Origin of the sequence: Ruegeria sp. HKCCD4315 (genome assembly GCF_013112245.1) — a bacterium.
GTDB lineage: Bacteria > Pseudomonadota > Alphaproteobacteria > Rhodobacterales > Rhodobacteraceae > Ruegeria.
Map to the genome: position 1 here is coordinate 524858 of NZ_WVRN01000002.1, position 26779 is coordinate 551636.

The 26779-nt window shown below is 56.1% G+C and carries 20 protein-coding genes and 1 tRNA gene; 9 read left to right on the forward strand and 12 right to left on the reverse strand.

Annotated elements, in window-relative coordinates:
* The first annotated feature begins 239 nt into the window (after nt 1-239).
* On the forward strand, nt 240-1355 hold the full coding sequence (locus GS646_RS20255) for a class I SAM-dependent RNA methyltransferase (protein WP_171185340.1): 1116 nt from the start codon (nt 240-242) through the stop codon (nt 1353-1355).
* Between the two features lie 108 nt (nt 1356-1463).
* A tRNA-Pro gene (locus GS646_RS20260) sits at nt 1464-1540 on the forward strand.
* 63 nt (nt 1541-1603) lie between these two features.
* On the opposite strand, the gene GS646_RS20265 is transcribed toward GS646_RS20260, so the two are convergent.
* The 3 genes from GS646_RS20265 to GS646_RS20275 are packed head-to-tail and all read right to left on the reverse strand — an operon-like array spanning nt 1604 to nt 2578.
* Nucleotides 1604-1975: a hypothetical protein gene (locus GS646_RS20265; protein ID WP_171185339.1), complete on the reverse strand. Its 372-nt coding sequence runs from the start codon at nt 1973-1975 to the stop codon at nt 1604-1606.
* Nucleotides 1951-2190 carry a hypothetical protein gene (locus GS646_RS20270; protein WP_171185337.1) on the reverse strand — a complete coding sequence of 80 codons (240 nt, stop codon included), beginning with the start codon at nt 2188-2190 and terminating at the stop codon, nt 1951-1953. Before GS646_RS20270 ends, GS646_RS20265 begins: the two co-directional genes overlap by 25 nt.
* Complete coding sequence (locus tag GS646_RS20275) at nt 2177-2578, reverse strand: hypothetical protein (RefSeq protein ID WP_171185335.1); 402 nt, start codon at nt 2576-2578, stop codon at nt 2177-2179. The genes GS646_RS20270 and GS646_RS20275 overlap by 14 nt, the downstream gene beginning before the upstream one ends.
* Before the next feature lie 381 nt (nt 2579-2959).
* On the opposite strand from GS646_RS20275, the gene GS646_RS20280 reads away from it, so the two are divergent.
* The 3 genes from GS646_RS20280 to GS646_RS20290 all read left to right on the forward strand — a co-directional run bounded on the left by GS646_RS20280 (nt 2960) and on the right by GS646_RS20290 (nt 8689).
* Nucleotides 2960-4885: a DUF3604 domain-containing protein gene (locus GS646_RS20280; protein WP_171185332.1), complete on the forward strand. Its 1926-nt coding sequence runs from the start codon at nt 2960-2962 to the stop codon at nt 4883-4885.
* 437 nt (nt 4886-5322) lie between these two features.
* Nucleotides 5323-6621, forward strand: a complete 1299-nt coding sequence (locus GS646_RS20285) for a TAXI family TRAP transporter solute-binding subunit (RefSeq protein ID WP_171647151.1) — start codon at nt 5323-5325, stop codon at nt 6619-6621.
* Nucleotides 6622-6814: 193 nt separating this feature from the next.
* A complete protein-coding gene (locus GS646_RS20290) occupies nt 6815-8689 on the forward strand; it encodes a DUF3604 domain-containing protein (protein WP_171647149.1) in 1875 nt (624 codons plus the stop codon).
* Between the two features lie 213 nt (nt 8690-8902).
* Here the strand turns inward: GS646_RS20290 and GS646_RS20295 are convergent, their stop codons facing one another.
* The 5 genes from GS646_RS20295 to GS646_RS20315 form a co-directional block, all read right to left on the reverse strand.
* Nucleotides 8903-11428 (reverse strand): cation:proton antiporter, encoded by a 2526-nt coding sequence (locus GS646_RS20295; RefSeq protein ID WP_171185327.1) that lies wholly within the window; start codon nt 11426-11428, stop codon nt 8903-8905.
* A gap of 486 nt (nt 11429-11914) precedes the next feature.
* Entirely contained in the window at nt 11915-12826 is a 912-nt protein-coding gene (locus GS646_RS20300; RefSeq protein ID WP_171185325.1) for a glycosyltransferase family 4 protein, read from the reverse strand.
* Between the two features lie 13 nt (nt 12827-12839).
* A complete protein-coding gene (locus GS646_RS20305; RefSeq protein WP_171185323.1) occupies nt 12840-13826 on the reverse strand; it encodes a glycosyltransferase family 2 protein in 987 nt (328 codons plus the stop codon).
* 20 nt (nt 13827-13846) lie between these two features.
* Nucleotides 13847-14761, reverse strand: a complete 915-nt coding sequence (locus GS646_RS20310) for a glycosyltransferase family A protein (protein WP_171647147.1) — start codon at nt 14759-14761, stop codon at nt 13847-13849.
* A complete protein-coding gene (locus tag GS646_RS20315; RefSeq protein WP_171647145.1) occupies nt 14758-15996 on the reverse strand; it encodes an oligosaccharide flippase family protein in 1239 nt (412 codons plus the stop codon). Before GS646_RS20315 ends, GS646_RS20310 begins: the two co-directional genes overlap by 4 nt.
* Nucleotides 15997-16190: 194 nt before the next feature.
* Here GS646_RS20315 and GS646_RS20320 point away from each other — a divergent pair, with 194 nt between their 5' ends.
* Nucleotides 16191-17420: a polysaccharide biosynthesis/export family protein gene (locus GS646_RS20320; protein WP_171091468.1), complete on the forward strand. Its 1230-nt coding sequence runs from the start codon at nt 16191-16193 to the stop codon at nt 17418-17420.
* A gap of 1 nt (nt 17421) precedes the next feature.
* On the opposite strand, the gene GS646_RS20325 is transcribed toward GS646_RS20320, so the two are convergent.
* The 4 genes from GS646_RS20325 to GS646_RS20340 form a co-directional block, all read right to left on the reverse strand.
* The gene (locus GS646_RS20325) at nt 17422-19959 is read right to left on the reverse strand and encodes an ATP-binding protein (RefSeq protein WP_171647142.1); all 2538 of its coding nucleotides are present in this window, start codon (nt 19957-19959) and stop codon (nt 17422-17424) included.
* Nucleotides 19960-20004: 45 nt separating this feature from the next.
* Nucleotides 20005-20511 (reverse strand): molybdopterin-dependent oxidoreductase, encoded by a 507-nt coding sequence (locus tag GS646_RS20330; RefSeq protein ID WP_171185316.1) that lies wholly within the window; start codon nt 20509-20511, stop codon nt 20005-20007.
* A 101-nt stretch (nt 20512-20612) separates the two neighbouring features.
* A complete protein-coding gene (locus GS646_RS20335) occupies nt 20613-21494 on the reverse strand; it encodes a UTP--glucose-1-phosphate uridylyltransferase (RefSeq protein WP_171185313.1) in 882 nt (293 codons plus the stop codon).
* A gap of 20 nt (nt 21495-21514) precedes the next feature.
* Nucleotides 21515-22888 (reverse strand): WecB/TagA/CpsF family glycosyltransferase, encoded by a 1374-nt coding sequence (locus GS646_RS20340; protein WP_253746461.1) that lies wholly within the window; start codon nt 22886-22888, stop codon nt 21515-21517.
* Between the two features lie 251 nt (nt 22889-23139).
* Between GS646_RS20340 and GS646_RS20345 the strand changes: the two genes are divergently transcribed.
* The 3 genes from GS646_RS20345 (at nt 23140) to GS646_RS20355 (ending at nt 26624) form a co-directional block, all read left to right on the forward strand.
* On the forward strand, nt 23140-23760 hold the full coding sequence (locus GS646_RS20345; RefSeq protein ID WP_171647140.1) for a response regulator transcription factor: 621 nt from the start codon (nt 23140-23142) through the stop codon (nt 23758-23760).
* A 108-nt stretch (nt 23761-23868) separates the two neighbouring features.
* A complete protein-coding gene (locus GS646_RS20350; RefSeq protein ID WP_171647138.1) occupies nt 23869-25350 on the forward strand; it encodes a hypothetical protein in 1482 nt (493 codons plus the stop codon).
* Nucleotides 25347-26624 carry an O-antigen ligase domain-containing protein gene (locus GS646_RS20355; RefSeq protein ID WP_171185308.1) on the forward strand — a complete coding sequence of 426 codons (1278 nt, stop codon included), beginning with the start codon at nt 25347-25349 and terminating at the stop codon, nt 26622-26624. The genes GS646_RS20350 and GS646_RS20355 overlap by 4 nt, the downstream gene beginning before the upstream one ends.
* Nucleotides 26625-26779: the final 155 nt, after the last annotated feature.

Sequence of the window (26779 nt, forward strand, 5' to 3'; positions counted from 1 at the left end):
CATGCAATAACGCGGAAATTCATACCACTTGTCGCGAAAGCGACAAAATGGGTCCAAATTCCGCAGGCATAATTCCGATCACGGACCCTTTACGCGGGGACGCTTCTAAACGCAAACCTGTTACCGCCAAAAGTTATCTTGAAACCGCACTTTCCCGCTATTTACTCGGCAAAGTGACACATTTCGGGCGCCAAAAAAAGCGTGTCGCACCCGCGAAGGTTCCGGTGTAAGCAACCAAAATGGAACAAAACGCAGACCTCGACATCTTTCTGATTGCGACACCGGGCCTCGAAGGTCCCTTATGCGCCGAGGCGCAGTCGAACGGATTCGCCCAGGCGAAAGAGGTTCGAGGCGGCGTAACGTGCCGAGGATCTTGGTCCGAAGTCTGGCGGGCCAACCTGACCTTGAGGGGTGCGAACAAGGTTCTTGTGCGGTTGGGGAACTTCCCGGCGGTGCATCTGGCTCAGCTGGACAAACGGGCCCGCAAATTTCCGTGGAAAGAGTTCCTGCGCCCGGACGTTCCGATCAAGGTCGAGGCAACAAGCCGCAAATCCCGGATTTACCATGCCGGAGCCGCCCGACAAAGGATCGAACGCGCGATATCCGAGACATTGGGGGCTCCGATCTCATCTGAAGCCAGCCTAAGGGTCCTTCTGCGAATCGAAAAAGACATGTGCACATTGTCGATCGACAGCTCAGGCGAGCTTTTGCACAAGCGCGGGCATAAGGAAGCGATAGCCAAAGCGCCGATGCGGGAAACAATGGCCGCCATGTTTCTGCACGACTGCGGCTACACCGGTAACGAACCTGTCCTTGATCCGATGTGCGGGTCAGGCACGTTTGTGATCGAGGCCGCCGAAATCGCCCTGGGCTTGCTGCCCGGCCGGTCGCGCAGTTTTGCTTTTGAAGACCTTGCCAGTTTTGATCGCGACCATTGGAAATCAATGAGAGACTGCATCACCAGCAAGGAAACTGGGCTAACCTTCTGCGGCTCGGACAGAAATGCAGGTGCGATTGAAGCTGCCACAGCAAACGCCAAGCGAGCGCAGGTGAGCCAAGCGACACAGTTTCATTTGAAGTCGGTTAGTGACATGAAACCGCCGGAAGGCCCAAAGGGGCTGGTAATTGTGAACCCGCCTTATGGTGCACGGATCGGAGACGAAAAGCGGCTGCGCTCGGTCTATGGTGCAATGGGCAAAGCCCTGATGAGCCGATTTCAGGGGTGGCGGGTTGGAATAGTGACCAGTTCCGCTTCCTTGGCTAGGTCAACCCGTCTTCCACTATTGGCGCCAGGCCCGGTGGTCGACCATGGCGGCACAAAAATTCGCCTGTACAAAACGGATCCACTCGGCTGACTCCGATTATCAAATTGCCGTGCCCTGTTCCGCCAACGATTTCCCACGTCCAAGCCCCAAAATCCTCTTGCGCATCGGAACCGCCGGGTATAGATCACCCGCCACGGTCGGAGTGTAGCTCAGCCTGGTAGAGCACTGTCTTCGGGAGGCAGGGGTCGGAGGTTCGAATCCTCTCACTCCGACCAATAAAATCAAATACTTACCGTGTGTGAGTTTTTGATGGATTTCTACAATCCCACACCAAGTAATCAATTCACGCCCATTTGGCCGATTTGCCTAAGCACACGTCGTCGTGCCAATTCCACGGCAGCAATCTGGTCGTCAGCGCTGTGGACCCGATACAACAGTTGAGCGTCCGATAGTCGGGTGTGATCCTCAACTATCTGGGGAGGCGACATCGCGGCTCTCATCGCCTGCACAACGGCCTGCTCTTCCAGTTGCTTGGCAACGGGCAGGTCCTCGTAGACGATCAACAGTTCAGGCGGCGAGTAGTGCATCCCGTCCTGCTCCGCCATCAAGAGCGCCCATTCATGTCGAACCTGCGCCGGTGACATCTGTCCGTTGCGCTGGATGAAGGTTGCAGCCAGCTTCAACGTCACCCGCCATTGTCGATCAGACACCAGCCTCGGATCGTCATCGATCTCTGCGCCACTTCCGACCGCGTGACAAGCCTTGTTGTAAACATGAGCCATCGGTGGCTTTGCTGGATGGCAGCAAGGTCGTCGCGCCTGCGCTGCAAGTCCGTTGGGTTCTGTTCGACAAAGGCTGTAATCACGGCATCATGTTCAGCCTGCGCCGGGTCGATGATCTCACGTTCGCTATCAGGCAGATGCATTTGCTTTCTCCTTTTCGGCGTAATTCTCAAGCAATCTCGGAAGCAACTCTTCTTCATCACTCGGTGCTTCAGTCTTGTTCTCGGTTTCGCTGGGAAGTTCACCGGCCCAGATGCGGTAGTACGAGGCGACCCGGTGGGTGGCGTAAGGCTCGGCTACTTCTAGCTTGAAGCTCTCGCCGTCGATCACCTCCCACATGAAGTCACTTACATACGGCGGTGGATATGGGTTTCCGGGCTTGGTCAGCCAGTGGGTCATATTTGGCCGCACGATCATGTCCGACCGCACCCACATACCGGGTTTGATGTCGTTGGGTATGGCGTCGGCGGGGCGGTCCTGACCCCAAGGGATCGGATCGCTCCAGCCGAGCGCATTATTCAAGTCTGTCATAGTTGATTTCCTTTTCATCGATTGATGCGCATCCCGTCAGATCGATTGATCTACTGGCGACCACCCTTGGAAACGGGTTGGTGGTCAGGCGGGTTGCCTGACGCTCTGGATGCATTGGGTTGGGAAGACCGGACTTCCTGTAGGGGTCCTCAGAAATAGGGCGAACGGATCGTTCTTGGCTCTGGACCTATAAACAGGTCACAGCGTCAACGGCTGCTTTTGACCCAGAGCAGACACTTGCAGAAAACACGGCTATGACCGGGTTGCGGACAACGCGGAATTTCGAAGACATGGTAATAATGACGTATTATCATCAGGTCTGAATGTGCGGCTTTCGTGAAGAAACGCGTTTTGATTTCAGCAAGTCTTGGGAGGTTTACTATGCTCAGGTTCCTAAATTCCGCTTTGTTCTCTTCCATATTTGTAGTTTCGAGCGCAGCCAACGCGCAGTTCTTACCCTCTGAACAGTCCCTTCAAGACCTTTACCCCGGCAAAGCCTATTCACCCAATGCTCAACGCAGCTTTCCATCGCGCGTATTTTGGGGCGACACTCATATTCACACCGGTCTTTCAATGGATGCAGGTCTTTTCGGGAACACGACCGATCTTGACACAATGCTTCGGTTTGCGCGCGGCGAAGAGGTCGTCTCGGCCACAGGGCAGCCTGTTAGGCTGGCGCGACCGCTAGACTGGATCGTGACAACGGAACACTCGGATGGAATGGGCATGATCACCGATCTGGCTAAAGGTTCTCCCAACATTATGGAATCAGAACAGGGCTCCCGCTGGGCAAAAGGTCTGCAAGAAGGCGGTGAGGCGTCTGCTGCAGCAGCTCTGGACCTGATCACTACGTTCTCTCAAGGGAACATGGATCCGGACTTGATCGCAGATTATTCTCCCGGATCGCCCATCTATGCCTCTGTCTGGGAAGACATGATCGCTACTGTGGAATCGTTCAACGATCCGGGAGACTTCACGGCTTTCCACGGCTTTGAGTGGACATCGCTGATCCGGGGCAACAACATGCACCGCAATATCATTTTTCGTGACAATGCAGACAGGGTCAAACAAGTCCAACCTATGACCACGCAGACGCCCATCGGCTCTACAGACCCGATGGACTTGTACAAATGGTTGCAGGCCTATGAGGCCGATACGGGTGGACAAGCTTTTGCACTCGCGCACAACGGAAACCTGTCAAACGGCATCATGTTCCCATCTGAAACACGTTACAATGGCGAACCCGTGGACGAAGCCTATGCAATGGCGCGGATGAGATGGGAACCGCTCTACGAAATCACCCAGATCAAGGGAGACGGCGAGGCGCACCCCGCACTTAGTCCCGATGACGAGTTTGCGAATTACGAAACATGGGATGCGGGCAACCTCGATCTAACTGAAGCTAAGACGCCAGATATGCTTGCAGGCGAATATGCGCGTGAGGCATTTAAGCAGGGGTTCGCCATCGAGGCGCGCACGGGCGTAAACCCATACAAATTTGGCTTGTCCGGGGCGACGGACAGCCATACATCGCTGGCAACCGCTGACAGCGACAATTACTTTGGTAAAGCGACAAATGCCGAGCCATCGTTGACCCGCGCGTCGCATCCGTTCACCGAAACAGAAAATGGCGTTTTCCCAGGTTGGTCATTGGTGGCGTCAGGCTACACAGGTGTCTGGGCCGAAGAGAACACGCGGACCAGTCTGTGGGATGCCATGGTGCGCCGTGAGGTTTATGCCACAACAGGTCCGCGCATGGCCGTGCGGTTCTTTGGGGGATGGGAGTTCGACGAGGATGACATGAGGTCTCGCGCTCCAGCCTTTGTTGGATACGAAAAGGGTGTTCCTATGGGTGGTGATCTGCGCCCGGCAACGTCCGATGCGCCAACCTTCATGGTCTATGCATTGCGCGATCCCATCGGAGCCAATCTTGATCGCATCCAGATCATTAAAGGCTGGATGGACAGCGACGGGAACTTGTCCGAAAAAGTCTATGATGTGGCATGGTCGGATGAACGTGAACTGGACGCTAACGGTAAACTGCCGGCTGTAGGTAATACGGTCGATCTGGAAGCAGCAAACTATATCAACACCATCGGCGCTTCAGAGCTAGGAACGGTCTGGACAGACCCAGATTTTGATTCGTCCGAGCACGCGTTTTACTACGCTCGCGTCATTGAAATCCCGACGCCGCGCTGGGTCGTTTACGACAAAGTGCGTCTAGGCGCTGACATTCCCGAAGAAGCGACATTGATCGGACAAGAGCGCGCATATACGTCGCCGATCTGGTATTCACCAAATACTTAGTAGAATGCCCGTCATTCTTGCTTTTTTGACTGACCGCTTTGGGCTCGGTGCGGTCATTCGCTCGATTCAGCTGACAGTCTGCATTGCGGACTTTGCCGCCATTGGCCCGCTTTCACCGAAGGACCACAGACAGCCCAAACCGGACACTCGCAACAAGACTTTGCAATTTCCGAGATGCGGGGCATTGCCGACAAAAAAGACAAAACAAAACTCTGGTTTACGATAGGATAAACCGTTGCTTAGACGGCCAGTTTTTGATTTTAACCTCGTTCAAGCGTTCTTGGTTTTTTGCGCTACCAACTTAATCTTCGGGGATACTTGAACCTAAGAACTCGAACTTTCGAGTGCTACCCACTGTGATCGGTTTCTCGTTGGCAAAAAGACTGCTATCAAATGAGAACGAATTATCGGTTCCGATCATATGAATGTGAGAATAAATGCGCTTAGCTCTTTTCATTCTCTTTCCGATTGTGTTTATCGGGTTGCTTGTTTTTCTGATCTTTGGCTTGAAACCGCCCAACAGTATTAAGCTGGCTGCTGGCATAAGCGGCGGCGGATATTGGCAAGTTGGACAACTCTACAAAGCAGAACTTGCACGTGACGGCATTCAGGTAATTTTAGTTGAAACCGAGGGGTCGGTTGAGAACATTCAGAAACTTGTTTCTGGCGAAGTGGATGCCGCATTTGTTCAGGGTGGCCTGGAAATACCTCAGGACGAGAACTTACAGTCTTTGGGCGCCATTTTTCTTGAACCCATGGTGGTGTTCCGCGGAAAGTCGAGTCCAGTCGGGGCCAATGCAGGAGAATGGGGAGACATTCGCTTAGCTGCAGGAACCAAGGCGTCCGGTACTCGCGCCGCCGCTTTAGCGCTAATTGAAGCCGCCGGGTTGCAAAATGTCGGCATAGACCTCGTCAATGTTGGGGGCAATGATGCGATAAAGGCGTTATATGCCAACGAAGCGGATGCAGCGTTGTTTGTCGCTCCACTCGATGCACCTTACCTTATGGATGCAATCTTTGATCCAGAAATCATTTTCGTCCCTATGGCTTTGGTCGACGCCCTTGCATTGAAACTTTCAGGAGCGAATTCGGTAACTGTACCAGCAGGATCAATCACACTCGACCCTCCGAGACCACCAGAGGATGTTAAGATCTTAGCATTGCGAGCTTCACTTATAGCCGCATACGATCTGCACCCTGCGGTAACCGATAGGTTAGTGAATGCAGCAAAGAACATTCATGGCGAACCTAATATTTTGCAAAGTGCGCGCGAGTATCCAAACACGGCTTCGCCGCCTGTGCCATTAAACAAAATTGCCACAGAGCTCATAAACTCTGGACCAAACTTTTTGCACGGCGTCTTGCCATATTGGATCGCAGCGCAGTTTGGCAGCGTATTGTTATTGCTGTTGCCTTTATTGTTCGTAGTACCGTTTCTGCGGATCGTCCCGGCCGGTTACGTGTGGTTTCAAAAGCGCCGCGTCTGGCGTTTTTATCAGCGCATTGCTGCGCTTGAGGAAGAACTCAGCAGGGCACAGACCTCAACTGAAGTAGAGGAGGTCGCCAAAGATATCGAAGAAGTAGATACGGCCCTTACAAATCTGAATCTGCCGCTCGCATACCGCCAGGGAGCATATGATGCACGTTTGCACATAGATTTAATTCGACAGGAGATTGCGCGTCGTCGAACTGCCAAAATTGATGGAACCTCGACGTTCTCTAGCAAACCAACTTAGAAGACCATTTTGATTTGAGACTTCGGTACAGTCGTGTGCTTTAGTTATTGCGTGAACAGTGCTTTGGGCTCGCAGCCATCGTTAGTAGAGTTTTCTTTAGCGGCAGCTATGCTGGGCGAACATAGTTCAGACTATGCGGAATAGTTACTTGTATTGAACGATGTAAACTCTGAATAAAATAAGAGGTTAGGAAATGTTCCGTTTAGCATCTATTCTGACTATCGCGCTTGCGGCTGGTGCGCAGGCCGAGGACGTCCCAAACGCTCAACCTGGCGACAGAGAGTATTCCCCTTACCCACAACAAGACTTTCCAAACCAGGTCTTTTTCGGCGATACTCACTTGCATACCTCTTACTCCGCTGATGCTGGTATGATCGGCAATATACTTGACCCTGATGCAGCGTATCGTTTCGCCAAAGGCGAGGTGGTGACATCTAGCACTGGCGTCGAAGCTAGGTTGCGCCGACCACTAGATTTTCTGGTCGTTGCCGATCACGCTGAGAACTTGGGTCTCGCGCCGCTGTTAGCAGCTAAAGATGCCACGCTGCTCTCCACGGAGTTTGGCCGGCAACTGAACGCGGCTGTCGAGGCCGGTGATCCCGTTGGCGCATGGTCGATTTGGAGCCAAGCCAAGTCCACTGGCACAGACCCATTGGCGGATTATCAGGAGATTTACCAAACAGCGTGGAGCAACATTACCTCCGCCGCTGAGGCACACAATCAACCGGGTTTGTTTACTGCGCTTATCGGGTTCGAGTGGACCTCAAACCCACAGCGGAACAACCTGCACAGGAATGTCATATTTAACGGTGGTAAAGAGGGCGCTGACAAGATCATCCCGTTCTCGAACTTTGATAGCTTCGACCCCGAAGACCTTTGGGCATGGATGGAACAAGCTGAAGAGACAACAGGCCAAAAGCTGCTTGCGATCCCGCACAATGGCAACTTGTCCAACGGGTTGATGTTCGACGAAGTGCGCTTGTCCGGTGAACCGTTCGATGTTGAGTATTTCAAACAGCGAGCCAAGTGGGAACCGATCTACGAAATCACGCAAATGAAAGGTGACGGCGAAGCACATCCCATGCTGTCACCAGACGATGAATTTGCCGACTTCGAAACGTGGGACAAAGGACAACTTGGACCAGAGCCCAAGACACCGGAGATGCTTCCGCGCGAGTATGCACGGGCCGCATTGCGCCGCGGACTTGGATACGAGGCGCAAACTGGGACAAACCCTTTCAAGTTTGGCGTGATCGGCTCAACCGATGCTCATACATCGCTGTCCACGGTTGGCGAGGACAATTTCTTCGGGAAAGTCGCAGCTGTTGAACCTACTGCTGACCCGATCCGATTTGAAGAGGTCGTCGGCGGTATTGGAGGTGACGAGAGTGTCGCTCAATATGCATGGCAGACTTCGGCGTCGGGTTTGGCGGCCGTTTGGGCAAGGGAAAACACCCGCGAGGCCATTTGGGATGCGTTTGCTCGGAAAGAAGTCTATGCAACCACGGGTCCGCGCATGCGTGTTCGCGTTTTTGCGGGGTACGAATTTGATGAAGCAGACCTACCGCGCGCGGATTTTGCCGCGTATGGATATGAAAATGGCGTCCCGATGGGGGCGGATTTGCCAGCGGATAGTGACGGTCGGTCTCCGCGCTTTCTCATCCGTGCGCTCCGTGACCCCGATGGAGCCAACCTCGACCGCATTCAGATTGTCAAAGGCTCGCTGAACAGTGACGGCACAACATCGGAACGTGTTTACGACGTTGCTTGTGGCGGGCGTGAACTTGTAAACGCGGCGTGTGACGGCCCGGTTGGCAATACGGTGGATGTAGAAAACGCGTCTTGGACAAACGACATCGGCCAGGCAATTCTCGCCGGATATTGGGAAGACCCGGACTACGACCCGACGCAAAGCGCGTTCTATTACGTCAGAGTGTTGGCAATACTGACACCGCGGTGGACAACATATGATGCCAAGGTTTTCGGAACGGAGATCCCAGACGAAGCACCGCGCTCGATACAGGAGCGGGCCTACACATCACCAATTTGGTACACACCTCAGGGATGAGTGACATTAGGTTAAGGCTAAAAATCACTTAGTCTGCTCTGGGCTCGATGCGGTCATTTGCAAAGTACTCGTGAGCGTCTGCTGTGCGGACTTTGCTGCCATTCGTATTATAACTCCAAAAGACCGCAGTCAGCCCAAAGCGTACATCACGCTTCCGCGGAATGGAAAGACCGTTGTAGTGGTTCCGGTCCAATTGATGAATTTTCATTTCAGCTATCCTTGATCAGAAAAACCATCATGCTCATCCAGGTCCAACACCGCAGGGTCGATCATGCGTTTGCTGGCGCTCTTCTTGACAGAGTTCCGCATGGCTTTACTACGCCGGAGCAATCTCCGAAAACGTGCTTCGTCAAGCACAAGCAATGTAGAGGGTGCCAACACTCGCACGCTCACGCGACGGGGCCGTTTCATTAGCATGGCCAATTGCCCAAACATTTCGCCACGACCTAACCGCGTGGTGTGTCGGCCGAACTCTACTTCGACTGCTCCAGAAGCGATGAAAAACACACTCCGGGTCAATTCATCTTTGGAAAGGATCGTGTCACCCGCGTTGGCATAACGGGTACGAAGCGCTCTACTGAGTTTTCGCAATGAAGCTTTGTCGAGATCAGAGAATAGTGGAAACTGCCTGACCAGATCCCGCCCCTTTAGGGCGATGTCCAGTACCGGACGCCCTTCCGATAAAGCTCGTCGTGCAGCCACTTCCTGCATCAACACTGAATAGAGCTCTTCGCCTACCAGGCCGTCCTCGCGCATGACTGCATATTCTCGCTCCTCCAATCGCAATGCCGTCCTTCGGATGAACCGCCGCTCCAGCTTTTCCGCGTAGCCTGGATATTGGAGCCGCAATCCTTCAAGCGCTGTCTCAACCGCCTCGGATCGGCGCTCCAACAGGTCGTCTAGCAGCTCCGCAACCCGGCGACCGTGGATCCGGCGTATGCGACCACGGACAAACCCATCGAGATCCCGAAGGATCAGGCGTTGCATGAGCAGTCTTTCGAACCTGTCCGCTGTTATACGAGTGAGCGGAAACGAGATTCGTAGGCGGTTGTGCAGGAAAACGGCGATCCGAAAAGACTTGCCATAGACGACAGATCGATTGGATGCGCGCTGATAGCCTATCCGCCCACCGGTCCTTGCGCCTTCAATGAGCCGATCCGCGTCTGACAGAATTTTTTCGCTGAGAACGGATGACATGCTGCGCTCTCGCATTCGGGCCAAAACTGAATCCCGCTCTGCACCGGCCAACGCAATAAGGCCAAGCGTGATCCGGTCGCGATCAAGGATCTCCGCGCTGTCCTCGGCGGCCTTTACAGCCTCGTCGAGGCGTTCGCTAAACTGTTTGGCTTCGTTTCTTACAATTTGGTGGGTCAGGTCGTAGTTTTCTGCGGTGCGGGATACATCCTCGCGGACCGATTGCAAGGCGACCGCGACCACCTGGCGCGACAATGCCGTATCAAGCGGAGTGAGTTCGTCGAGCCCTAGCTTTGTGATCACCGTTCGCAAAGTTGTCCCTTGGACAATCAGTGTAAACAGCGTAAAGCCAGTGGCCAAAATGCCGACCAGACGCTTTGTTTCGAGCGGTACTTGAGTGCTTTCGGTGACTGCTAGTGCCAATGCCAAAGTCACGGCGCCCCGCAGCCCACCCCAAAGCATTGCGGTGCGATAGGGGCGTTCCACAACTGGCGACAGACCGATTGTCGTGAGCAAGGGCAACAAGCCGAACAGTACCGCCGCTCGCGCCAGTGTTGCGGCAAGAACCACCACTGCCAGCAGGCCAAAGTCAGACGGCTGCACCCCTTCCAAAAGCCTCGGTATCAACAATGCCGCAAGAATAAAGATCAGCGCTCCGGCCCAGTGCGCCAGGAGATCCCATACTTCTTGCAGATTTGTCCATGCGATCGGTGACAAACGACCGGGGCCGGTGAGGTTGAGCGTTAGTCCTGTAACCACCACAGCGATAACACCCGAAGCCCCGACGCTTTGTTCCGCAACGATATAGGCGAGGTACGGTAGCGCGACAGAAATTGAAATTTGCGCCTTGTCCCAACGGTCTACGAAAGCCATCATCCAAATCGCCATACGAGCCATAAGCCAACCAGTTAGCGCTCCACCGGCGATCAACAGCGGAAACTGCCCCACGGCTTCACTTAGTGATGGATCAGGTCTCCCGAGCATCACAAAGCTCATGAATAGCCCGAAAAGAGCAATCGCGGCAGCATCGTTCAGGAGGCTTTCACCCTCGATTATTCGCGACAACCTGCGTGGTGCAGAGATAGACCTAAAAATGCTGACGACTGCCGAGGGATCAGTTGTCGAAACGATAGATCCAATCAACAGGCAGGCGACCAGCGGTAAAGCACTTACCCAACTGAGCGCATACCCAATAGAGAGGGTAGCCACAATCACCGCCACAACGGCCATCATCAGGATGGGCATCCAGTCATCCAGCATCCTGCGTAGATTCATGCCGAGCGTCGCCTGGAAGAGCAACGTTGGCAGGAAAACATAGAGGAACACGTTGGAGCGGATCGGCAGATCAATTATTGCCTGCGCCCCCGGGTTCAGCGCATCAGTCAGGTCTGTGTTGAGAAAGAATGTCGCGCCAAGCCCGATCACTATCCCCAGGATGGCGAGAATAACGCTGAAGGGCAAACGCAATCGAGCGGCCAGTGGCTCCGCCACGCCGATTACAACAAAAAGGGCAGTAACGATGGTCGTAGTGACGACAATATCCATCAGTACGTATTATCTGAGAACTCGAACTAAGGGAATTCACCCTTCCAACAGGATCGGCCTTTTGGGATCAATGCTTTAGCTCACAAACAACCAGATTTTGTAGTTGCGACAAATGTTTGCAACGGCGGGCCGCTAATTGAAACTAGTCTGTGAGTGAACCGCTGAAATATGTTGACCAACGCGCTTTGCAAAGTCCGCTTCCTGTGCGTTGCTGTAACTAGGGCATCACGCAGCATCGGTCAAAGTGGGCTCGAAACAGCCATTCGCTACAGCTTGCATGAATGTCCGCTCTGCGGACATAGCTGCCGTCCACTTGGCACAAGGCAATAACCGCTCGCAGTCCACAGAGGGCACCAAGATTTACTGCGCTAAGCAGGTTCGCGCACAAAACGCAAAGCTAGCCTCAAGCAATTTCTTTGAAATCACAATTGATTTTGCCGCGAATGGCTCGGCAAAAACGCAAAAGATCCAGTGTCAAATTTTGATTCAGCTGCTTTTCTCAATAGTGTTGGAAAGCAGAAAATTATTGATCGCAAGTCGCCAATCATAAGGGTCAAGGTTGCAGAATGAAACTCTCGTATCTCCTTCACGGTCTTGTAACCCATCGACTTTACTGGCGATCACATTGCGCTTCGCGGCAAGCGCTTCGTCCAGCACAAGTCCGTAAGCCTCCCAACGCGACGGAATCGCAACGATATCGATGGCTTGATAGGCCTCTGCAGGGTCCTCGGCGTGGCCCCGAAATTCTATGCGCGGGTCACCCTCTGCCAGTTTCTCAAGGTATAAACGCTGACTGCCTTCGCCAAAGATCAACAAACGCGCGCCCGGCGTTCGGGTTAACCGAAAGCCTTGGATCAGGATGTCGAAGCCTTTCTGCTGCTCGAGCCGCCCGATGGCACCAATTGTGGTCTTTGACTTGGGAGGCATTGTGTTGCGCGACAACTGCTCAAGATCAACGGTCGGAGGAATGACGGTCAGCTTTTCCGAGGCGGCCAGGCGTCTTTCCTTCATCCAGCCCGACTGCGAATGGCTGACCGCGACCACCTGATCGAAGAAGGAATAGATCACCCTCAGCATTGCAAAGAACCGACGTTTGTGCGGGACATTCAGAGTGGTGAATGCCCGGGTGTAACTGTGTTCGACATGGACCAGTCGAGTGTCCAGATGCATTGCGCGAAGCGCCGAGAACGCGGGTAAGCTTCTCCAGCTTGGTACGACGTGGGACACGATGACATCCGCATTCAGTTTTCCCCAAGAAAATGCAGTCCGTTTGACCTTCAACACCTTTTGATCGACCGTTTCGGACAGATCTGATTGCACCAAAAGATGGTCGAGCATCCGCATCACGCCGCCCGCTGTCGTGTCGTCCACCAGGTGGAGTATCTTTTTCTGTTCCATGATGACGCCTCTCTCAGATCGATTGCAGTTTGGATTTCATTTGTCCAAGCCGGGTGATCGGGCCGGGTCCAAACGTTTTCAACACAAGGGCTGCGGCGAAAGTGCTGAACGTTTTCATAGGTTCCTCAAACACCGGGCGGAGGCTTTCCTGGACGCTGCATGCAAACAACTCCCAAGCTTTGTCCCGATCGAGGTTGGTGATAGCCCGCCGCGCCAGATAGCGCAGCTGATAAGCACGGGACGCGGGTTCGTGCTGGGCAAAGAATTCAGGGTTCAGCGGGCGCAGCTTCGCGACCATCCTCTCCCACGCCTCTAACTGGCGATCTAAAGCCGCCGAAAGCCCGCCTGCATTGATCCGGTAGTGGGTCAGCAGCCCCGGAACACCTTCGATCTGCCAATCGGTCTTCAACATCAGCCGCATCCAGCATTCGATATCTTCTGACTGCCGGAAGGTCTCATCGAAGACCCAATCCCGCTCGGTTTCAAAGCTCGGGCGGTAGGCCAAAGCCTCCAGCACTGTCTTTCGAATAACGGCCGCCGATCCGTTGCCGATCGGGTTGCGGTTCAGAACATGTGCTGCGGTCACATTCTTCAGGCGGGGTGCTTGTTTGATCCCCATCATGCACCCCGCTTCGTCGATCAAGGCACTGCCGGAGTAACTAACCCCCACATCCGGTTCGGCCTTGAGATGGTGAACATGAGCCGCCAGCTTCTCGGGCATCCACAGATCGTCGGCGTCGCAAAAGCCGACTAATTTCCCCCGCGCGGCAGCGATGCCAGTATTTCTTGCCCCCGCCAGCCCACGATTGGCTTGCCCGACAAGTCGTACGCGTGTGTCGCCTTGGTGCGCGCGAGCAATCTCGGAGGTCGCGTCCTGCGATCCATCGTCAACGATGATGATTTCGAAATCGTCATAGGTTTGCGCCTGCAGTGAGGCGAGCGTTTCGGCCAAGGTTGCTGCGGCATTGTAGGCGGGTACGACGATGGATGCTGTGGGCATGGTGATCTCCTTCAGAATTCTTAAGAAAACAACGCGCTTTTGATTGCTTGCGGTAGGATCGGGGCCAGCGTGGCCCCTGCGGCGGTGGGCAGACCTCGGCGTAGGGGCAGCAGGAAACTGCGCGTATGCAGGCTCAAGCCTTTGCGTGTGTAAGACAGCGCCTGACCCTGATGCCCTAACCGCAGCGCCCGGCGTGCGAGATAGCGCAGGTAGACGGCCTCGGACGATCGGGACGGGAACACGCCATATGATGCGGCTGTTTTGACCGCGTAGGCCCGCCCAGCGCGCATTGCGTGCAAGTCCGACGACAAGCCCCTGACGCTGGTGCGATACCAGACCTGAAACTGATCGACCCCTTTGATGGTGAACCCTTCGCCTGCGAGGCGGATCAGCAGTTCCAAGTCTTCGTTATGCACGGTTCTCGTGTCCAACCCGCCGACGGCGTTGAAGACCTCACGGCGGATCGAAAGATTGGACATGGTGCAGACCGGGTTCTCAGCCAACAGCTCCGGAATGGCCAGGGGTGCGTTAGGAACGGTCGAGCATGTCTGAGAATCTCCGGGTTGATGGGCGAAGAACCGGATCTGCCCAAAGACCGCATCCGTCGAGGCGGGTTGGAAGGCTTCGTCTAGCTGCGCCAGCTTATCCTTGTGCCACAGATCGTCCGCATCACAAAACGCCAGTATGTCCCCTTTGGCCAGCTCGGCCCCATAGTTGCGGGCGGCACTTGGGCCATCCAAGGGGCTGCTCGCGACCCGGATACGTTGGTCTTGCGCGATGTGATCCAGCACGACGGACAGGCACGCGTTTGAGGGACGGTCGCCGACGCAGATCGCCTCCCATTCTGTGAAGCTTTGTGCGCGAATGCTGCTCAGCGTGTCGGCAATTGTATCCACATCGGCGTGAAACGGCACAATGATGGTAAAGCGGGTCATTGGAAGCCGAACCTTTCTGTTGTTTTGTGATCCCGAGGCAGCAGCACCCAAGATGCCGTTAGCATCAGGACAGCACTGGTCAGCAGGTATCCGATCGCCACTGGCATAAGCCCGAATGGGGCCATGATCGCGGTGTTGAGGATCAGTGCGAAAGCCAAGACCGCGCTGACCCGCAACTCGGTAATCGCGCGGTTTTCGGACCGCAGCCAACCGGCCATGGCCGACCAGATGACGCTTGGCAATGCGGCAAGGCACAAGATCGAGACCACCGGCGAAATCTGCTGCCACTCGGCCCCCAGCAGCAGCGGCACAAAGACCGGCGCAAGCGCAGCTTGCAGTAAAACCAGCGGGCTCAGCACCAGGAGGGACGTGCCGAGCCCTTGATGCAGCGCCTTGGTTTTGTTTGGGGCTGCGCAAAGATGTGGGAAAAGAACAACTGAAAAGGCCTGCGTGAACGATGTCGCCAAGCCGAGCCCAGCGTTGAACGCCATGAAGTAGATGCCAAGGCTCTCAGCCCCCAGCATCGCGCCGACGACAAGCTTGTCGGCCTGCAGGCGCAGAACTTTGACGATCTCGACCCCCAGAACGGCCCAACCGAAGCCAACAAAGGGGCGAAGGGCGGCAAACCCTTGTTTGGTGTCAGATGTCCAGGGACGCAGGCGGCGCATCAGGACCAACCAGATCGGAGCAGCCAGCAATCGGGGCAGCACCAAGGCCAGCGGAGAGGCCCAGAGCAGCGCCAGTAGCGCCGCCATGACATTCGCTCCAACCACCTGCCCTCCGGCAATGGCGGCGGTCTGTTGCAGCTTGCCCTCACGCATCGCAAGCGCGGCCTGTACCAGACCGGCAGGCATGAACAGGTACTCTCCGGCCAGAATGGCAAGAAGCAGCGCCAACGTCTCGTGCCCCATCGCGTAGAGAAACGCAGCGATAGCCAGTTGCAGCACAAACAGCGCCCCGCACCAGACCCAGAAAATACGATGCGCGGTGTTGCAGCGCTGTTGCAGCTCGGCCTGCGGGGCTAGGATAATCCTCTGCCCCACGCCGTTCTCGGTCAGCGCCTTTAAGATATCCCCGGCCGCTAGTGCAGCAGCAGCCAGACCGATCGCCTCGGGGCTGAGGTTGCGGGCCACGACGACAACGACCACAAGACGCGACGCCTTTGCAACCACTTCGGACGCAGCATAGGCCAGCAGATGCCGCAAGAAACTGGTATGTGCCAATCGCTGAGTCATGTCGCCAAATGTCCAAAACAGTGTCGGGATCAGTTCTAATTGGTGGCGGCATCCCTGTCCCAGACGCGGGAGGACAGCTGGGCGGACCATCGGGCGAGCGACCTATCCGAATGGGATAAACGGCAATCCCGATGCCGGTCTGACGCACATCAAGACACTGCTGTAGCTGTGGACGCAGTTCAGGAGAGTTCAAAATGACACGACATTTCAAAGTTTTGGTTTTAGGGGCCGTCAGCGCGATTGCTCTATCGGGTTGCAGCAGCATGAAGACCCCGCGCAACATCGAACCCGTCGCAAAAGGCGAAAGCTATCAGGCCCAGTACCGTGCCCCATCACGGCGCCGGGCAATTGCGCCCTTGCTGCAAGCGGAACACTTGAACGGGCGCGCCTGTATGCCTCCGACCGGGGATCAGGGCACAGACGCCTTTGCCAAATGGTCTAAACCCGCGCTTAGCCCTTTGCTGGGCGAGAAACTTTCGCGCAATGATATGGTGCAGATCACCATCGACGGGGATGAGCTTCTCAGCGACACCTATGTTGTGTCCCGCGATGGCGACCTGAAGCTGCCGTACCTGCCGCCGGTGCGCGCGCAGGGCAGAACGACCGAGCAGGTCGAGCGGGACGTGGCCCGGGTTCTGGTAGCCGCACAGTTCTACGACAGTACCCCGCGCGTCACGGCGCGCATCAGCGATTTCGCCTCGGTCACTGTCGGCGTGAAAGGCGCGGTGTTTGAACCCCATTCGGTCGAGATCGGAGGCATCCCCGGCGACGCACTGGATCGAGGGCGTCAGGGCGTGCTGGGTGCCTCGACCGAGGCGCGCAACCTCTCGGTCGCCATTCGCGCTTCCGGAGGTGTGCGCCCGGATGCGGATCTATCAGCAGTTGAGCTGCACCGGCAGGGCACGATCTACCGGATGGACCTGCGCGGGGTGTTCGAAGGCTCGGATCCGACCGACATCATGCTGCTGACCGGGGATCAGATCGTGATCAACAGCCGAGGGTGTTTCCAGGATGATTTGATGCGTCCCAGCCCGATCAGCCCGCCCGGCGTAACGCTTTATATGTCCAACCTCACGCAACCTGCCACCGGCAACGCAGAGTCGGCCATTGGAAGAGACGTGCGTGAGGTACCCTATGGCACGCGCTACCTGCAGGCCGTAGTCGATACCAATTGCGTCGGTGGGGCCAAGACCACCAATGCCAATCGCAGCGCGGTCCTGTTCACCCGCAACCCGATGACCGGGAACTCGATCGTTATTGAACGCAATATCGAAAAGCTGCTGCGACGTGGGGATCGCGATGACTATGACCCCTATGTTCTGCCAGGAGATGCGATTGCGTGCTACGACAGTAAGGTTACCGGCCTGACCGAGGTCGCCCGCGCGGTTGGCATCGTCGGCGCAGCGGCGCTGCTGGCGCCCTAAGTCAATCCCAAGCGGGCGATGATTTCGCCCGCTCCCAAGCAGTGGAGACTGCAGCGAGTTTGTTCGTGATGTCTTTGTGTTCTTTGGCTGCAGTCTCTACCGCAACCAACGCCTCTCGAAACTCTTCCACGCCGAAGGTTGCTGCACTCCCAGCCAGTTTGTGACAGGCCTGAGCTATTTGATTTAAATCTGTCTGGTCAAATGCCCCGGTTTCTAGCTGTTCAACCAATTCATCCCCTTCGGCAATGAACTTGGCATGCAGGCGGGCAAAGACTTCAGGGCCGAGGCTGCCTTTCAACTCCGCTAACGGATCTGGCTGCGCATGCTCCGAAATCTGCCCGTCGGTGCGCGTGACCACCGAAAGCGCCCTGCGCAGGGCATTCAGCGAAATCGGTTTTCCAATGAAAGCCGTCATACCGGCGGCGCGAATGGTCTCAACCGCATCTGGCAGGACATTGGCCGACACAGCGATAATCGGCACATCGGTCGACTGCCCCTGACCTCCACGAATATGGCGTGCAGCGGTTGGTCCATCCATCACCGGCATGCTGATATCCATCAGGATCGCGTCGAACCGCTGACTGCTGGCCTTGTCGACGCCGACCTGCCCATTTTCCGCTGTCGTTACACAATGACCGTCCAGCGCCAGCATGTTGCAGATGACCTCGAGGTTGATCTCGTTGTCTTCGACCACCAACAAGTTCAGAGGGCGAACGGTCTCGGTATTGATCTGAGCAGCTTCTAGCAGTTGGTCGCGCGCCGACGGCTGCAACGGTATCCGCAGCCAGAAAACACTGCCTTCGCCCAATGTGCTTTCCGCCCCGACCTCACCGCCCATGGTCAGCGCGAACCTACGGGCAATTCCCAAGCCAAGCCCGGTTCCTCCGACCGTGCGACCGATAGAGGGATCGCTGGTGTAGAAGTCATCAAAAATGGCGTCGATCTCATCATCGGCGATGCCAGCCCCGGTATCGATCACACGCACTTCGTATACATGTGCCTTACCCTGATCTTCAGGTTCACATCTTTCGACCTCAATAGAGACACGGCCATTTTCGGTAAACTTGATCGCATTACCCACGAGGTTCAGCAGAATTTGCCGCAACCTTTGCGCATCAGTCGCGACATGCGGATAGGCTCCACCCACCCATTGCCAAGAGATTGAGTTGCCGCGCGAGGCCGCATTGCCGCTTTGACCATCCACTAGGTCCTGCAGCATCGCGTTCAGGTCGGTTGGCTCGTGCGCGACTGACAGCTTGCCGGCCTCGAACCGAGCAATATCCAGCACCGCATCCACATGGCTTTGCAGAACCTGGCCCGAGATCTCCATGTTGCGGACAAACTGAGACTGCTGTTTGGTCGTGCGCGTATTCTTGAGAAGGGTGAGGTTGCCCAGCAGCCCGTTCAACGGGGTTCTGATCTCATGGCTCATAACAGTCAGAAAATCCGACTTGGCCTTTTCCCCGGCAAGCGCACGGTCGCGGGCCGAGACAAGCTCTTTTTGATCCGCAACGCTTTGTGAGATATCGCGGACGAAACCGATGACGATTTCCTCATCCCCGGCCTGGGCGGATTGCAACGCGAGTTCAACGGGAAAGACATCCCCATTCTTGCGCATCGCCTCAAGTTGGACGCGACCCTTGCCAACGACGTGACGGTCGCCTCCGCTCTGCATCCGCTCCATGCCTTGGTTGTGGGCCTCGCGTAGATGCGAAGGCACAATCAATTCACCGATCGAATGCCCTTTGGCCTCTGCCTCGGAATACCCGAAAATCGATTGTGCAGCCGCGTTGAACTCCAGCACCGTGCCGGCGGCGTTCACCACGATCACGGCATCCAATGAGGTCGACAGGATTGTATTCATGCGTTGGTTTGCCTGCTGAATCGCCTGCCCCCGCCGATCAGCTTTGCGGTTGACCACCAAGAGGTAGGAGCTGACCGCAGTCAGCGTCAAAAACAACCCACCGGACAAAACGGCCAGTTGAAACAGGCTGAGCGCGGTTTCCTCACGGCGATGATCCGACTGGCTTGCAAAGTACGAGATCGCCGAGACCGAAAGCTCTCGCACCTTTGGAGCGATCCCCTGCGCGCCGTCATAGAGATCCGGCAGCCCCGCAATGAGCCCATGATCCCCAGCGTCGATTGTAGGCACTGAGGCCTCCAGGTAGGCGGAGACGTTACTCAGAGGTTCAGTGAATTTCGGGTCACTTCGCAGCGTTTCAAACAGACGCGAGGTGTTCAGAATATCGATACGGCTGTAAAAAAGATCGAAACGGCGGCGGATAAGGTCCAGGTTTTCAGTGCTTGCCTCTGCATCCGATACACCAGCCTCTAGCGCGTTGAGGTAGAACAGGAACTCGACCTCGACCTGTGTCAGCGTCCATTGCACGTTGTCTGTCCGGGCCGACTGCCGGTCGCGCAGATCGGATATTACCTTGACGGACAGCAACACGACCAAAGCTAGGGCACCCAGAACGGCGATGCCGATGAGCCCGAAAGCCCACCGGCGACGCGAGTGGTTTTGGAAATTTCTTGTCAATGTCTGGCCCGCATCGCCCACTTCATACTGTATTGTAACCCCACGCTATTTAACGATTTCCAACCTGTCGAGTTGCCAAATGCTGCGAGAGTAAATCACCTCGGTCTGGTACTTGGTGTCACTGTCGTATGGATATACGATCCATAGCGGACCTTTCTGCCGCCGTGACATCGCCGCGCCGTCCATCTCATAGGCGACAATCGGGTCCTGTTCCGAGATCGACTCCACAGGGATCTCAACCGCGTAGTCGTTGATCCCCGTTGCCCGGATTGTCTCGCCTTCTGCTCCGATCCGTTCCAGCAAGACAGACAGGGGAACACCGACAAAGCTGGTCTCGCCTTCAGTCCAGATCGTCGAGGTTTCAAAGCTGCGTTGCGGCAGCGCCTGCAACATTTCCATATCGAACTGCGCCGCCCCGTCGGGCCTGGTCTGCGCGATGTTGCCTGAAATGGTCAGAATTACCTCTCCTGACGGAGCCGCCAAGTCTTCGGCGTGCGCAAACGTCAGGCAAAAGGTGAACGCCGCTGTGAGGATCGCAAAAAACAGACGCATTTTAGTCTCCATTTCTTTGACCGTAAGAAACCAGAAAGAGGTCCACAGCGACAGATGGGCATGGGGATACGCACCTATCCGAACGGATAGGTGCCTCGGTCTCATGCAGCAGCAGACAGGAGGTTCATGCGCTGACGCAACATGGATTTGAACCCGTCCCGCAGCTCGGCACGTTCCAACGCAAAAACGGTGGTTGCCTCAAGGTATCCGGCGACCGATCCACAATCGAAACGCTCTCCCTGAAAGGCGAAGCCGTGGCATCCGGTCCTTTTGATATCGGCCGCGATCGCATCGGTCAGTTGGATTTCGTTGCCTGCGCCAGGTGCCAAACCTTCCAGCTGATCGAAGATCGACGGGTGAAGAAGATACCGCCCGACAATGCCAAACTCGGACGGTGCCTCATCGGCGGATGGCTTTTCAACCAACCCTTTCAGATGTTGCACCTGCCCTTTGCTATGCTCGATATCGACCACGCCGTAGGCACTGATCCGGTCGAATGGAACCTCTTCGGTCGCGATCATGTGGCTGCCTTCAAAGTTCTGGACCATTTGCACCAGGACTAGGCGCTGCGCGTGGATCACATCATCCGGCAGGATCACCGCGAAGGGTTCATCACCTACAAAGTCTCGCGCCAGAGAGACTGCGTGGCCCAGACCGCGCGGGCTCTCTTGTTGGATAAAGCTGTATGTCTCATCCTCAAGGTTCGTGCTGCGCAAACGGTTCAGCAGGGTGGTTTTGCCGCCATCCTTGAGTTTGCGCTCAAGCCCCGAGTTCCGCCCGAAATACGTCTCCAGCGCGGATTGGCCGGTTGAGGTGATGAAGATGAATTCATCAATCCCTGCGGCACGGGCCTCGTCCACTGCATATTGGATCAAAGGGCGGTCGATCAGCGGCAACATCTCCTTGGTCACCGATTTGGTGGCGGGCAGAAACCTTGTGCCCAGACCCGCGACCGGGAAAACAGCTTTGCGAATACGTGTCATATTAATGCTCCTAGGGTTGATCAGTAAGCGCCGCGCCCCGACACGACGGCACGTGCGGTCAATGCGATGAGGAAGAGGTTCAGAAGGGGCGAGCGGGAGCGAACATAGGCTGTATCCAGTTCGATCATGCGGTCGAAGCCGATGCCCGCGCGGCCCGAAACCTGCCACAGGCCAGTGATACCGGGACGAACCTGCAGGCGCTCCAGCGCTTGGTCAGGATATGCGGCAACCTCTTCGGGCAAAGCCGGGCGCGGTCCGACCAGCGACATATCCCCTTTCAGCACGTTGAAGATTTGCGGCAGTTCATCCAGAGAGAACCGACGCAGAACCTTCCCAACGCGAGTGATGCGTGGATCATTTTTGACTTTGAAGCACACGCCCTCACGATCCGAATGGTTGAGCAGATCCGCACGCCGCGCTTCTGCGTCTTGCGTCATCGAGCGGAACTTGTACATCGCGAAGGGCACCCCGTTTCGACCGATACGTGTCTGCCGAAAAAAGGCGGGGCCGCGACTGTCCAATCGCACCAATGCGGCGATTGCGGCCATGGGCAGGGCCAGAAGAGACAGCGCGACCACCGCCAAAGTGAGGTCCAGCAGGCGACATGCTGAGACCTTGGGGACAGAATTGTGCGCGGCACGCCCGAGGAATTCGAAATTGCCCATTAGATATCTGCGGGCCATGCGGCGGGGCTCCATCGCCAACCGCCATGCCCACTCCATTCGGGCGTGCCGAACGATGCGCGGTGCCCGACGTACATTGCCGGCCAGGAAGTCGAACAAAGCCCCCACGCCCAGCACGATGCGAGGGTCAAGCCGGTGGCGGTTCCGCGTTATCCACAGCTCCTGCAGTGGGACGCCCATTGCGACCAACAGGATGTCTGCGCCAGATTGGTTGATATCGTCGATCGCCTCATCAACCCGCACGGCCTCTTCAAATCCATCGCGCGTGCCAGCCACGGCCAAATCGGGGATCATGTGCTGCAACCGCGCCGCCGCTGCCTGAGCTGTTCCGGGACGTCCCCCCAACAGGTAGACCGACTGCCCAAGACGCGCGGCCCGTTTCAGCAGCTTGGGCACAAAATCAGTGCCGTTCAGATTCTCGGCCAGCTGGACACCTTGCAACTTTGCCGCGACCTCCACCCCAATTCCGTCAGGTAGGATCATATCTGCCCGGGCCAAAGCTGCTCGATATGTATGGTTGCGGGCCCTTATATTTGCGCAATGTGCATTCAGGAAAAACACAGTCCGGTGGGTCCCATCCAGCAGTTTTGAGATCACCTGTCCGGATCGGGCGTTCACAACTGGCAGACCCAAAATCTCAGGCTTTTCCAAAGTTGGTATGGGTGTTGGCTGCGCGCCTTTATGCATATCTTGGACTGACAGGAACTGCATGGAACTCTCCGATCAACATGACAATCTGTGGCTTCAGACTGCCAATGAGACCCTGCAACCGAAAGGCGAGCATCCGGAGAGGGATCGGAGAATAGGTCTATTCAAACGACCCCGCAGCACATAGCGTGGTGAAAACGGCCCGCTGACCTATCCGATTGGATATTCACCTGTCCGTCAGGAAGGCTTCATGCCATGGGTTCAATGTTTTACTAACGCATTTGGGTGTGGTTGGGGCCAGACGGAGATTTGAGATGAAAGTTCTTATTGCTGACGACCACGACCTTATTTTGGATACGCTCGTTGCCTTCATAGATGCAGCAGGCGGGATCGAGGTGGAGACCGCGCCGGATTTCCCAGCCGCGAAAACCTTGATTGAGAACGACGGAGCCTTTGATCTGGTTCTTCTGGACCTGAACATGCCCGGCATGAACGGGTTGGCCGGACTTGAAACCTGCATCGCTTTGGACGGTGCCCAGCATGTGGCCCTGTTTACCGGCGACACCTCGCGTGATCTGGCGCAACGCGCGCTAAAGCTTGGTGCCGCCGGTTTCGTCCCAAAAACTTTACCGGCTAAATCTCTGGTCAACGCGATCCGCTTTATGGCGATGGGGGAACAATACCTTCCTGCGGGTTTCATGAACGCAGAGCAGCCGGAAGACTCCCACCCCATGGCTCAAAAACTGACAGAGCGTGAGCGGCAAGTTCTGAAAGGGCTGACTGAGGGCAAATCCAACAAGGAAATCGCTCGTGATCTGGATCTGTCAGAGCCGACGATCAAACTGCATATGAAGACTTTGTACCGAAAAGTTGGTGTCAGCAATCGAACGCAGGCCGCCCTGGCCGCGCGCGAGGCTGGGTTGTTCTGGGCCTAACTATCCGAAGGGATAGGGGACGCTCCCAATCCCCTCGGCCCCTAGCCTGCTGAGCGAATGATCATCAATCAGATGCGGTGTATCACCCTTGTAAGAAAGGGTTTTTCCATGCCGCAACAGATTTCGAACTCCTCTGAGTCCACGCGCGACATGCAATTTCTGCATTGGGTGCGCATTTCCCGATCCAATTTCAGAACGCTCGGGTGGCGCCGCATTTTAAAGGGCGGGCACCTTAGCGACGTAGGCCGCCTGCCTCGTTACGTGGCATTATACCTTCTTGGGGCGAGTTGCATCTGGGCCCCGATCAGCGGCTATTTGGCGACCGCGCCTGTCAAATACACCTCTCACGCATCATTAATCCTGCCAGGATCTGGCGCTTCGGCATCGGTCAATCTGGCCAATATCGGTCAGGCATCCTCATACGCGAATTCCGCCTTTGCCAACGGGTCAATCAGCCCGACCGAGACGTATAAACGTTTGTTGTCGGCCGACCGTATACTCGACGCGGCAGCCAAGACGATAGAGGCTGACCGGGACGCGTTTGGAAAGCCGCGGGTGCAACTGGTCGATCAAACCAGCCTGATCCGTATCGAGCTTCAGGCGGCCTCTCCGGCAGACGCTCAACAATATGGAGACGCCTTGGTGGCCGCCTTTTTCGCTGAGATTGACGCCCTGCGCGCCGATGAAATTGCCACCCGTGAGGCCAGCAATACCGGCGCGATCGAAGACTACACGAGCGCAATTCAGGCCACGCGCGCCGAGATCAAACAGCTGCAATCGCAAAGCGGTCTGATATCAGTCGCGCAATACCAAGAGCAGGTCGCCGCTAATGACCGTGCAAAGCAGGAGCTGCGAACGCAGGAGAGCGAGCTGGCACGCCAATCGGAACGTGTCGGCGCGCTTCAAGTCGCGTTGAATCTGCCCTCTGACGCAGCGGCGGCAACGCTGAAACTCTATGCTGATGCGCAGTACCTATCGTTGCTTGCGGATGTGTCGGTGGGGGCTGCAAAGCTGGCGCAAGCCGACGCGACCTACGGATCGCGCCACCCAATCTATGTGAATGCCCAAAAGGAATATGAAGGGGCGCGTTCGGTTGCTTTAAAACGCGCGGCGCAGGTGACTGGTCTTGAGGTCGAGCAGCTCGGTGGACTGGATCGCGCGCCGGAAGGGCAACGGGCGCAGTTGCTCAGCGAGTTGGTGCGCGAAGATGCCTTGCGCGCCGGATTGGAAGAGCATGTCGCGACACAGCGCGCGCAAGTTCGTTTGGAAACCCTACGCCTGTCAGACCTCGCCCCCATCGCCGCTGAATTGGAGGACCGGCAGAGAGATTTCGCCGTGGCAGAAGCCGTGTTCGCCTCTGCCATCGCGCGGTCCGAGTCGAAAAAGACCGATGTCTATGCCTCCTATCCCTTGATCCAAGTTCTGGAGAACCCGTCTCTGCCGACTCGCCCGTCTTCGCCGAACAAGAAGATCTCGATTGCCGCCGGGATCGTTGCAAGCCTTATGCTGCTGATGGGTTTGGTTCTGGCATGGATCCGAAACCCGCTGATCTCAAAGCTGCTGAAAGACCAGAAAGAGGCCGCAGTTTGACGCGTGTTGCCCCTCAAACGCCAGCCGAAAAGATCGTCTGGTGTTCGCTGATCTGGACATGGCCGTTCTACGGGCTTGGCGCGCTGTATGTTGTCGGTCCGGTGCTAGGTTGGATGTTGGCTACGATAGCCGGGGTGTCACTTTATCTCGGCCCGGTGATCCGTTTGGATATGCGTGCAACGGGCCCTGTACCTGCTCTGGTCTGGATCTGGAGCGTTGGCATGCTGGTGATGCTGGTCTCACTTTGGGCAGGCCACGCGGACTGGAACCTTGGCACCACCAAAACGATCAAATCGAGTATCGGATGGGCAAAGGGTTGGGCGCTGATCCCGTTGTTTATCCTAGCAGGGGCGGTTTTGCCAATACGGCGCGAGGTTTTGGTCAGAGGGCAATGTGTGGTGGGCCTTTGGACCTTGTGCCTTCTGCCGTTGCTCATTGCCGCCCCCTATGCCGGTCTGCCGCATCTGCTGTTTACATCTCCCCTTAAAGCAGTGGGCGGCCCGGGACCTGAATATTTCTCGGTCTACCTGTATACAATCGACCCCGCCAGCGGCACGCCGCGGTGGCAGTTCTTTGCGCCCTGGTCGCCATTCGCAGCCTTGTTGGGTGTCTGCATGGTCCTATTTGCCCTGGAAGAAAAGCACGACAGCTGGAAGGTTATCGGCTTGGCTGCCGGAGTTCTGATGATCCTTATGTCCAAGTCCCGAATGGGTATGGTCGGATTGGTGATCTGCTCGCTGTCACCCCGCCTCTTGCCAATTGTCGCCCGCAGCTTGGGGTGGATTCTATTGTCTGCAGTCACCACCACCGTAGCCGTTTGGGGCGCAGTCTTTGTCGAATTCGGCAACCGAGCCCTTTACAGGTTCAAATCCGCGCGCGCCGATAGTACCCGCGTACGCGAAACTCTGCAGCGTATAGCGTATGAGCGCTGGCAATCGGATGCGATGGTTTTCGGGCACGGCACAGTCAGACCCGGTGCGCATCTTGTTGAGTACATGCCGATCGGCAGCCATCACACCTGGTACGGATTGCTATTCGTGAAAGGGCTGACCGGATTTGCCGCGTTTCTCGTTCCTTTCCTCGGTCATTTAGCAATCGTCACCCTGGACGCCATAAAGTCGGAACGCGGGAGGCTGCCGCTCGGGCTGTTGCTCACAGTTCTCCTGCTGACCTTTGGAGAGAACGTTGAAATCCAAACCTATCTACTCTGGCCGACCTTACTGATGCTCGGATTGCATTTGCGAGAGGTCAAATCAGTGTGTCTGGGAAGCTGATACGCCGCTAGGATTGTTGCGACACCAGCGTAGTGTCAGACGTCACTCTTTTGGGTTGGTTCTTCACTGCTGACAGGGACATTTTGACCTTGTAAAGTGAGTGCTTTCACATCGGGCAACCAACGAATTGACCGTGAAATGCTCTTCAGCCCGGC